Below are 10,223 nucleotides of genomic sequence, written 5' to 3'. Positions count from 1 at the left end.
TGGTGGCCCTGCGCGCCGCCGAGCCGGGGCTGTTCGACGCGCCACCCGCCGACGATGCGCAGCCGCCCGAGTACCGCCTGCGCCGTGCCAGCGGCGGCGTGCCGGACGCGCTGTACGCCCGCGAGATCGGCCGCGGCCTGCTGCGCCTGGACGGCGATGAGTTCACTGCCCGGGTGGACGATGCACCCCTGCTCGCCTACGTGCGCTACCACTACTGGGCCGAGGTGCGCATGCCGGCCGAGCGCCGCCTGCCGCCAGGCGTGGCGGAAGTGCCGCTGCCGGCCGGCGCCATCGAGCCGATGCAGCCGGCGCAGCGCCAGAACGCAGCGGGCGCGTTCAGCGCGTTGTCGGCACCGGCAGTGGCACTGTTCATGCCCGCAGACATCCCGCAGCTGCCGGACGGCAGCGTGACGGCGACAGTCGGCCCCGGCGCAGCAGGCAACTGGCGGCTGACGCTGGCGATCCGCGGCGGCCCGGTGGCCAGCCCGCGCGCGGTGGGCGGCTTTGCCGTGCGCCTGCACCTGAAGCTGAACGGCGGCGACTGGGCGCCCGAGCCAGAGGTGCTGGTGCTGAACAACGGCGCGCTGGACCTGGCCATCGAACGCGGCCCGCTGGCGCCGCCAGCCGTTGAGCTGGCGCTGGTGCTGGTGGACCCGGCCGGGCGCGAGGCGCCGCCGCTGAGGATCGGCGCGACGCCGGCGTGACGGCCCGGACGGCGGCGCGTCGGGTTGACAGGGAGTTGGATTTAACCGACACCACGCCATCCCCCGCGACGCTATGGTGCCGCCGCCATGAGCTCCAACCTCTTTCCCCGCACCCAGCTCCGGCTGTGGGACATCTCCCCCACGGTCGCCCCCGACGCACCCATCTTCCCGGGTGACGAGCCCTACCGCCTGCGCTGGACCGCCCAGCTGTCGCCCGGCTGCCCGGTCAACCTCAGCGCCATCACGATGAGCCCGCATGTGGGCGCGCATGCCGATGCGCCGCTGCACTACGCCAACGACGCGCCAGCCATTGCGGAGGTGCCGCTGGACACCTACCTGGGCCGCTGCCGCGTCATCCACGCCATCGGCGCGGCACCGCTGATCACGGTCGAGCACCTGCAGCACGCTGAAGCCGACCTGCCGCCGCGCGTGCTGGTGCGCTGCTGCGAGAGGGCCGACACCGCGTGGAACCCCGCCTTCACCGCCTATGCGCCCGAGGCCGTCGATTGGCTGGCCGCGCGTGGCGTGCGCCTCATCGGCATCGACACGCCGAGCGTGGACCCGGCCGACTCCAAGATGCTGGACAGCCACCAGCTGCTGCGCCGCCACGACCTGCGCGTGCTGGAGAACCTGGTGCTCGACGACGTCCCCGAGGGCGACTACGAGCTGATCGCCCTGCCACTCAAACTACAAGGCGCCTGTGCCAGCCCGGTGCGCGCCATCCTGAGGGAACTGCCATGAATCTTGAAGACGCCCAACGGCTCGATGCCGCCGACCCGCTGCGCAGCCTGCGCGACCTGTTCACGCTGCCGGACGGCATCACCTACCTGGACGGCAACTCCCTCGGCGCGTTGCCCAAGGCAACCCCCGAGCGCATCCAGCGCGCGGTGGAGCAGGAGTGGGGCCAGGGCCTGATCAAGAGCTGGAACACCGCCGGCTGGATCGACCTGCCGCGCCGCCTGGGCGACCGGCTGGCGCCGTGGCTGGGCGCGCGGGCCGGCGAGGTGCTGGTGGCGGACTCGACCTCCGTCAATCTCTACAAGGTGCTGCACGCCGCGCTGCAACTGCAGCAGGGCCAGCGCCGCGTCATCGTCAGCGAGCGCAGCAATTTCCCGACCGACAACTACATCGCCCAGAGCGTGGCCCGCGCCCACGGCGGCGAGCTGATCCTGGCCGAGACGCCGGAGGACATCCCGCCGCTGCTGGACGAACGCTGCGCCGTGCTGATGCTGACGCATGTGAACTACCGCACGGGGCGCATGCACGACATGGGCCTGTTGACGCGCTGGGCCCAGCAGGCCGGCGCGCTGGCCGTGTGGGACCTGGCGCACAGCGCCGGCGCGGTGCCCATCGACGTGCTCGGCAGCGCGGCGGACTTTGCCATCGGCTGCGGTTACAAATACCTCAACGGCGGCCCGGGCGCGCCGTCCTTCGTGTGGATGCACCCGCGCCACGAGGGCCAGGTGTGGCAGCCGCTGACGGGGTGGCTGGGCCACGCCAACCCCTTCGATTTCGACAGCGAATACCAGCCCGCGCCGGGCATCCAGCAATACCAGTGCGGCACGCCGGCGGTGTTGGCAATGACCGGGCTGGACACGGCGCTGGACGTGTTCGACGCGGCGCAGAAGCTGGGCGGCATCAAGGCGCTGCGCAACAAGTCGCTGGCGCTGACCGAGGCCTTCATCGGCGGCGTGGAGGAGCGCGCGCCGGGCGCCGTCATCGCGACGCCGCGCGACTCGGCGCTGCGCGGCTCGCAGGTGTCGTTCTCGCTGCCGCAGGGCATTGATGGCTATGCGGTGATGCAGGCGCTGATCCACCACGGCGTCATCGGCGACTTCCGTGCCGGCGACCCGGAGTTGCTGCGCTTCGGCTTTGCGCCGCTGTACAACGGCTTTGCCGATGTGGCGCGGGCGGTAGACGTGCTGGGCCAGATCCTCGACTCGCGCTCCTGGGATGCGCCGCAATTCACCAGCCGATCGAAGGTGACCTGACCTTGAGCGAGCCCATCCAACACCACGGCGCCCAGCTCGATTTCTCCAAGGACATGAGCTACGGCGACTACCTGCAGCTCGACGCCATCCTGAGCGCCCAGAAGCCGCTCTCGCCCGACCACAACGAGATGCTCTTCATCGTGCAGCACCAGACCTCGGAGCTGTGGATGAAGCTGATGCTGCATGAGCTGCACGCGGCCATCGCCAATGTGGCCGCCGACCGCCTGCCCGAGGCCTTCAAGATGCTGGCGCGGGTGTCGCGCATCATGGAGCAGCTGGTCCACGCCTGGGATGTGCTGGCCACGATGACGCCGCCCGAGTACAGCGCGGTGCGGCCCTATCTGGCCAAGAGCAGCGGCTTCCAGAGCGCGCAGTACCGGCGCATCGAGTTCATGCTGGGCAACAAGAACGCGGCGATGCTGAAGCCCCACGAGCACCGGCCCGACCTGCTCGCGCAGGTGAAGCAAGCCTACGAGGCGCCGTCGCTCTACGACGAGGCGCTGAAGCTGCTGGCGCGGCGCGGCATCCCCGTGCCGGCGGCCAACCTGGCGCGCGACTGGACCCAGCCCCATGCCGCCGACGAGGGCGTCAAGGAAGCCTGGCTGACCGTCTACCGCGCGCCGCAAGCGCACTGGGACCTCTACCAGATGGGCGAGGAGCTGGTCGACCTGGAGGACGCCTTCCGCCTCTGGCGCTTCCGGCACGTGACCACCGTGGAGCGCGTCATCGGCTTCAAGCGCGGCACGGGCGGCACGGGCGGCGTCAGCTATCTGCGCAAGATGCTCGACGTGGTGCTGTTCCCGGAGCTGTGGACGCTGCGGACGGAGCTGTAGTTCCCGACGCCGCGAAGAACTGACCGGAACCGCAGCGCGATGCCTTGGGCAGGCGCCTAAGATTGAAGCACCGGTCCCACCCCTCTCCACTCACTTCCCACAAGGAACGTCATGGACGCCCGCACCCATGAAACCCGTCTGCGCATCGAACGCATCCGCGACGCGCTGAACGCCAACGGCGCACACGCCGTGCTGGTGCCCTCCGCCGACCCGCATCTGTCCGAGTACCTGCCCGAGCGCTGGCAGGGCCGGCAGTGGCTGTCGGGCTTCACCGGCTCGGTCGGCAACCTCGTCATCACGCGCGACCGCGCCGCACTGTTCGCCGACGCCCGCTACTGGGCCCAGGCCGAGACCCAGCTCGCCGGCAGCGGCATCGCGCTGGAGAAGATGAGCTCCGGCGCGTCCACGCAGTACATCGACTGGATCGCCAATGAACTGCAGCCCGGCCAGGTGCTGGCGGTGGACGGCCAGGTGCTTGGGCTGGCGCTGGCCAATGCACTGCGCGCTGGCCTGGGCCGCAAGGGCATCACGCTGCGTACCGACGTCGACCTGATCCAGTCCGCCTGGGACGACCGCCCGGGCCTGCCGACGGACGCCGTCTACGAGCACCTGCCGCCGCAGGCCGCCGTCAGCCGCGCCGCCAAGCTGGCCCGCGTGCGTGCGGCGATGGCCATGATCAGCGCGACCCACCACCTCGTGTCCACCGTGGACGATGTGGCCTGGCTGCTGAACCTGCGCGGTGCCGACGTGGTGTGCAACCCCGTCTTCATCGCCCACCTGCTGCTGGATGCGGTGGGTGGCCGCCTCTTCATCGGCGACGACAAGGTGCCCGCCGACGTGGCGGCGCGGCTGGCGGCCGATGGCATCCAGCTCGCGCGCTATGACCAGGCCGCCGAGGCGCTGGCCACGCTGCCTGCCAGCGCCAAGCTGCTGGTCGACCCGCGCCGCGTGACGCTGGGCCTGCGTGAGGCCGTGCCGGCGGGCGTGGCCGTCGTCGAGCAGATCAACCCGAGCACGCTGCTGAAGAGCCGCAAGACCGCCGCCGAAGCGGTCTTCATCCGCGAGGCGATGGCCGAGGACGGCGCGGCCATGTGCGAGTTCTACGCAGAGTTCGAGGCGTCGCTGGCGCGCGGCGAGCGCTGGAGCGAGCTGGATGTGGACACCCAGCTCAGTGCCGCGCGCAGGAAGCGCAAGAACTTCATCGGGCCGAGCTTTTCAACAATCGCCGGCTGGATGGCCAATGGCGCCCTGCCCCATTACCACGCCACGCCCGAATCCTTCGCGCAGATCGAGGGCGACGGCCTGCTGCTGATCGACTCCGGCGGCCAGTACCTCGGCGGCACGACCGACATCACGCGGGTCTGGCCGATCGGCACCGTCAGCGCCGCGCAAAAGCGCGACTACACGCTGGTGCTCAAGGGCACGCTGGCGCTGTCGCGCACCCGCTTCCCGCGCGGCACGCTCAGCCCCATGCTGGATGCCATCGCCCGCGCGCCGCTGTGGGAGCACGGCCTGGACTACGGCCACGGCACCGGCCACGGCGTGGGCTACTTCCTGAACGTGCACGAAGGCCCGCAGAGCATCAGCAAGGCCATCCCCGAGCCGCAGATGGCCATGGAGCCCGGCATGATCACCTCCATCGAGCCCGGCCTGTACCGGCCGGGGCAGTGGGGCGTGCGCATCGAGAACCTTGTCATGAACGTGGCCGTCGCCACGCCGGAGAACAATGCCTTCGGCGAGATGCTGGCGTTCGAGACGCTGACGCTTTGCCCCATCGACACCCGCTGCATCGACCTGGGCCTGATGCGCGCCGACGAGATCGGGTGGCTGAACGGCTATCACGCGACGGTGCGCGAGCGGCTGCAGCCGCTGGTGAGTGGCCCGGCGCTGGCCTGGCTGCTGGCGCGCACCGAACCGATCACCGCCTGAACGGCGGCCTCGGCGTCAGCCGGCAGCCACGGCAGCGGGCGGCGCCACCGGATAGCGGCACACCAGCGCCGCGCTGGCCAGCAGCATCAACAGCACGCTGCAAAAAAGCGGCACGGTGCTGTCGGCCCGGCCCATGAAAGGTGCAACGACCTGCGTACCCACAGCGCCCGCGGCCAGCAGCGCCAGGACCAGCATGGCCGTGGCCCGGCCCATCTGCGCGGGCGGCACGGCCAGCGCGTCGCCGAAGGTCGCCGGCCCGCGAATGGCCAGTGCGCCGCAGAAGCAGAACCAGTAGGCCAGCAGCGCCGCATAGGGCAGAGCGCCCCACACCAGCGCGGCGACCAGGGCGAGCGAACACGCCGCCAACTGCACGGCATTGCCCAGCCACACCAGGCGGGCATGGCCCAGCTTGGCGGCCAGCCGGCCCGACTGCGTGGCGAACAACATGAAGGCGCCGACGCCGACGACCTGCTGCATCGCAAAGGACTCGGAGCCCAGGCCCAACGTGTGCTGAAGCAGCTGCGGCGAGCTGGCCAGGAAGGTGAGCAGCGCCCCGATGCACAGCGCATGCGACAGCGCCAGGCGCAGGAAGCGTGGGTTGCGCGCAATGTCCAAATAGCTGGCGTGGTGGGCCATGTCCAGCCCCGGCAGCCGGCGCGGCGCGATTTTGACGACCCAGGGCAGCACGAGCAGCGACAGGCCCATCAACACCCAGAAGGTGCCACGCCAGTCCGTCACACGCAGCAGCAGCGCGCCGAGCACCGGTGCAGCTGCCGGCACGATGGCTTCAACCATGGAGATGGCCGCGATACCGCGCACCACGTCGACATCCGCCAGCGTGGCGCGCACGACGCTGGGCGACACGATGGTGGCCGCCCCGGCCGCCACGCCCTGCAGCAGGCGCAGCACCAGCAGCGTCTCGATATTGGGCGCCAGCGCACAGCCCAGGCTGGTGATGGCAAGCAGCGCCAGGCCCACCTCCATACAGCGGCGTGGGCCCAGGCGGTTCAGCAGCTCGCCCCACAGCAGCTGGGCAGCGGCCAGGCCGGCGAGGTAGACGGCCACGGTCGCCTGCGCCATGGGCACGCTGATGCCCAGGCCCGATTGCAGGGCCGGCACGGCGGGCAGATAGAGATCCAGCGCGGCCATGCTGACGCCCGTGACGATGGCCAAGGGCAGGATGGTGCGTATCGATGGGGACGGCGACGGCATGGGGAGCCTCTTCTTCACAGAGGGCGCCCTTGTCCGGTCGTCACCACCCAGCGTGGCGGAGGCATCGTGGCCTCCGTCGCAGCACCCCTCGGCAGGAACGGCGCCGCGGCAACAGCCCGTGGCGCGTGCGCATTTTAGGCAGGCAAACTCTCGTGATGGACCATGTGGATACCGCAGTCATCGGTGCCGGCGTCGTCGGCCTTGCCGTCGCGCGCGAGCTGGCCTTGCGCGGCCGTGAGGTCGTCATCATCGAGGCCGGCAGCGCCATCGGTACCGGCATCTCCTCGCGCAACAGCGAGGTCATCCACGCCGGGCTCTACTACCCGACAGGCAGCCTGAAGGCGCAGCTGTGCGTGCGCGGCAAGGCGCTGCTCTACGACTACTGCGCCGCGCGCGGCATTGCGCATCGTCGCTGCGGCAAGCTCGTCGTGGCGACGCGCAGCGAGGACCTGCCGCGACTGGCGCAGCTGGCGGCCGCCGGCGCGGCCCATGGTGTCGATGACCTGCGCCTGTTGAGCCGGGCCGAGGCGCTGGCGCTGGAGCCCGCGCTGCAGGCCGTCGGCGCCTTGTTGTCGCCGTCCAGCGGCATCGTCGACAGCCATGGGCTGCTGACGGCGCTGCTGGGCGATGCCGAGGCCGCCGGCGCGGTGCTGGCACTGGCCAGCCCGGTCACCGGCGGCGCGCGAGACGGCAACGGCTGGCGGCTGCGCGTCGGTGCGGACTTTGAGCTGGGTGCGCGCTGCGTCGTCAACGCGGCCGGATTGTTTGCCGTGCGTGTGGCAGCGTCGCTCGGCACGCCGGCACCGCGGCTGTGCTTCGCGCGCGGCCACTATTTCTCACTGGCCGGCCGGGCGCCGTTCAAGCGCCTGATCTATCCGCTGCCCGTGGACGGCGGCCTGGGCGTGCACCTGACGCTGGACCTCGGCGGTCAGGCGCGCTTCGGGCCGGACGTGCAATGGCTGCCAGACACCGACCCGGCGGCGCTCGACTATGCCGTCGATCCGGCCCTTGGTGCTGCTTTCGAGGCCGAGGTGCGCGGCTACTGGCCGGGGCTGCCCGCCGGTGCACTGCAGCCGGCCTACAGCGGCATCCGGCCCAAGCTGAGCGGCCCGGGCGAGGCGGCGGCGGACTTCCGCATCGACTGCGCCACACCGGGGCTGGTCAACCTGTTCGGCATCGAGTCGCCCGGGCTGACCGCCTCGCTGGCTCTGGCCGAACGGGTCGCCGACAGCCTTTAGATCGCCAAGGCTGCATCGGCCGTGCCGACCAGAGCCCGCGGCCAGAGCGCCAGGCCGCCGCCGAGGCTCCAGGCCTGCTCATGGCCGAGCCGGCGCAATGCCCGCGCGGCCTGGACGCTGCGGTTGCCGCTGCGGCAGAAGAAGACGACGGGTGTCTCAGCCGGCAAGGCCAGCCAGCGCGTCAACGCATTGGGCAGGCCGGACAGTGGCACGGCCTCGCGCTGGACGGCGGTGCCAAGTTCGGGCGCCTGCCCAAGTCGCTGCTCATAGGGTTCGCGCACGTCCACCAGCAGCAAGCCGGGGTGGCGGGCCAGCGATGCTTGCAGGTCGTCCAGGCTGACTTCGGTCGACATCAGCGCGCAGCCGCTGTCGACCCGCGCGCCGCAGGCCACGGTCTGGTACGGCGTCAAGGCTAGGCCCTGTTCCAGCTGCGCCTTGGCCGCGGCAAAACCGGCTGCATCAATGCGACCGCTGAGCACGTCGGCCAGCAGCGGCTGGGCGGCACATTCGACCGCCAGGGTGCTGGCAAAACGGTCGTCGTAGTCATGGCCAGGCAGCAGCAGCGTGTGCGGGCCGACGGCCTGCTCCAGGCGGGCCAGCGACGCGCCGTACTGCAGCGGCGCGCTCTGCTCGAAGTCGCTGCGCCCCAGGGCGCCGGGCATGACGGTGTCGCCGACAAAGGCCAGGCGCAGCTCGCCTGCGTCGCGCAGCAGATAGGTGGTCGAGTCCTCGGTATGGCCGGGGACGGCCAGGCGGGTCAAGCGCGAGGCACCCAGCGTGATCGCTTCCGCGCCGCGCGGCCAGCCCAGCGCATCGACATCGCCGCGCGGCTGCTGCACGGCGGCCAGCAGTTCGGGCGCGGACGAGGCGTGGTCACCATGGCTGTGGGTGTCCAGCACGGCAGAGAGTGCGTAGCCCTGGCAGCTCATCCATTGGGCCAGTCGCTGCGTCAGCTCGGGCAACGGGTCGATGACGACGGCGCGCCGGCTGGCGGCGTCGGCCAGCAGATAACAGCAGGCACCGTCGATGACGAAGCGGGTCAACCCGTCGGCCGGCAGCGCCTGCCCTGGGGCCTTGGGGTCCAGGCAGCTTTCGCGCAGCGACTCGCCGCAGATGCGGATACGCGCGCAGGCCTCGGCGACGAAGGCAGCGTCGTCGACCGGGCCAAAGGAAAGTCGCACCGCCGAGGCGGTCTGCCAGGCGGGCAGGCCCATGGCTTCGAGCACATAGCTGGGCTGCGCCTTGGCCGCGCTGCAGGCCGAACCGCCGCTGACGCGCAGCTCGGCGGCGTCGAACAGGTCCAGCAGCAGCTTGGAGGTGATGCCCGGCACGGCAAAGTTCAACGTCGTTGGCAGGCAATGCTCAGGGGGTGCATTGAAGACGAGGCCGGGGAAGGCCTGCTGCAGCGCTTCGGTCAGGCGGTCGCGGTAGGCGAGCAGCGTCGCGTAGTCACGAAATGACCTGCCGTCCTCCAGCGCTGCCAGCACGGCGCCGAGGGCGGCGATGCCCGACATGTTCTCGGTACCCGAGCGCAGGGCGCCCTCCTGGCCACCGCCGGCCAGCAGCGGCGTGAACGGCGCACCGTCGCGCACATAGAGCAGGCCGATGCCCTTGGGCGCATAGAGCTTGTGGCCGGAGAACGGTGCGTAGTCGATACGGCGCTCGGCCAGCCGCAGCGGCAGCTTGCCCAGGGCCTGCACGCCGTCCACCATCCACAGCGCGGCGCTGCCGGCCAGCGCGGCCTCGATGCCGTCGAGGTCGCTGATGACGCCGGTCTCGTTGTTCGCGGCCATGGTGCAGACGAGGCCGGCGCGCGGCGCGTGCTCGCGCAGCCAGGTCAGGTCATGGCGGCCATCGCGGCCGACTGGAATGGCCAGGGCCGGCAGGTTCAGGCCGAGCAGTGCGTTCCAGTGCCTGATGGCCTCGGGCACGGCCTTGTGCTCGGTGGCGCCGTAGAGCAGCAGTTCGGGCTTCACTGCGGCTTCGCGAAGCGCGCCGAGCGCCGACAGCACGGCGGTCTGGATGCCTTCGGTCGCGCCGCTCAGGAACAGCAGCCGGCCGCAGCCCGCGCCCAGCACGCGCCGCGCCCGGGCACGCACGGCGTCCATCAGCGCGCGCGCCTTCAGGCCGGTGCTGTGGATGCTGCTGGGGTTGCCGAAGTCTTCGGCCATCGCTGCCATCGCCGCCTCGCGGGCCTGGGGCAGCACGGGCGTGGTGGCGTTCGCGTCGAGATAGATTTCCATCGGTCGAATGTTAGGCCTGCACTCGAGCGCACGGCATGCCGTTGTGGCATGCGGTTTGCCATCGCAACCGCAA

The 10,223-nt window shown here is 71.0% G+C and carries 8 protein-coding genes; 6 read left to right on the top strand and 2 right to left on the bottom strand.

The window, feature by feature from the left end; all coding sequences use genetic code 11:
* From ACT6S0_RS05045 to ACT6S0_RS05025, 5 genes are all read left to right on the top strand, one after another.
* The coding region (locus ACT6S0_RS05045) for a hypothetical protein (protein WP_444762802.1) at window positions 1-704 on the top strand (704 nt) is incomplete at its 5' end.
* 87 nt (window positions 705-791) lie between these two features.
* Window positions 792-1,445 carry an arylformamidase gene (gene kynB / locus ACT6S0_RS05040; protein ID WP_444762801.1) on the top strand — a complete coding sequence of 218 codons (654 nt, stop codon included), beginning with the start codon at window positions 792-794 and terminating at the stop codon, window positions 1,443-1,445.
* Window positions 1,442-2,695 carry a kynureninase gene (gene kynU, locus ACT6S0_RS05035; RefSeq protein ID WP_444762800.1) on the top strand — a complete coding sequence of 418 codons (1,254 nt, stop codon included), beginning with the start codon at window positions 1,442-1,444 and terminating at the stop codon, window positions 2,693-2,695. Before kynB ends, kynU begins: the two co-directional genes overlap by 4 nt.
* Before the next feature lie 2 nt (window positions 2,696-2,697).
* The gene (gene kynA, locus ACT6S0_RS05030; RefSeq protein WP_444762799.1) at window positions 2,698-3,528 is read left to right on the top strand and encodes a tryptophan 2,3-dioxygenase; all 831 of its coding nucleotides are present in this window, start codon (window positions 2,698-2,700) and stop codon (window positions 3,526-3,528) included.
* A gap of 111 nt (window positions 3,529-3,639) precedes the next feature.
* Window positions 3,640-5,457, top strand: a complete 1,818-nt coding sequence (locus ACT6S0_RS05025) for an aminopeptidase P family protein (protein WP_444762798.1) — start codon at window positions 3,640-3,642, stop codon at window positions 5,455-5,457.
* A gap of 15 nt (window positions 5,458-5,472) precedes the next feature.
* Here the strand turns inward: ACT6S0_RS05025 and ACT6S0_RS05020 are convergent, their stop codons facing one another.
* On the bottom strand, window positions 5,473-6,669 hold the full coding sequence (locus tag ACT6S0_RS05020) for an MFS transporter (protein ID WP_444762797.1): 1,197 nt from the start codon (window positions 6,667-6,669) through the stop codon (window positions 5,473-5,475).
* Window positions 6,670-6,824: 155 nt separating this feature from the next.
* Here ACT6S0_RS05020 and ACT6S0_RS05015 point away from each other — a divergent pair, with 155 nt between their 5' ends.
* On the top strand, window positions 6,825-7,907 hold the full coding sequence (locus ACT6S0_RS05015; RefSeq protein ID WP_444762796.1) for an NAD(P)/FAD-dependent oxidoreductase: 1,083 nt from the start codon (window positions 6,825-6,827) through the stop codon (window positions 7,905-7,907).
* On the opposite strand, the gene ACT6S0_RS05010 is transcribed toward ACT6S0_RS05015, so the two are convergent.
* The gene (locus ACT6S0_RS05010) at window positions 7,904-10,150 is read right to left on the bottom strand and encodes an aminotransferase class V-fold PLP-dependent enzyme (protein WP_444762795.1); all 2,247 of its coding nucleotides are present in this window, start codon (window positions 10,148-10,150) and stop codon (window positions 7,904-7,906) included. The two genes, ACT6S0_RS05015 and ACT6S0_RS05010, sit on opposite strands and share 4 nt — an antisense overlap.
* Window positions 10,151-10,223 lie beyond the last annotated feature (73 nt).

It is taken from the genome of Roseateles sp., assembly GCF_052436255.1.
Taxonomy (GTDB): Bacteria; Pseudomonadota; Gammaproteobacteria; order Burkholderiales; family Burkholderiaceae_C; genus Pelomonas.
This window is presented reverse-complemented; position numbering and strand designations above follow the sequence as displayed.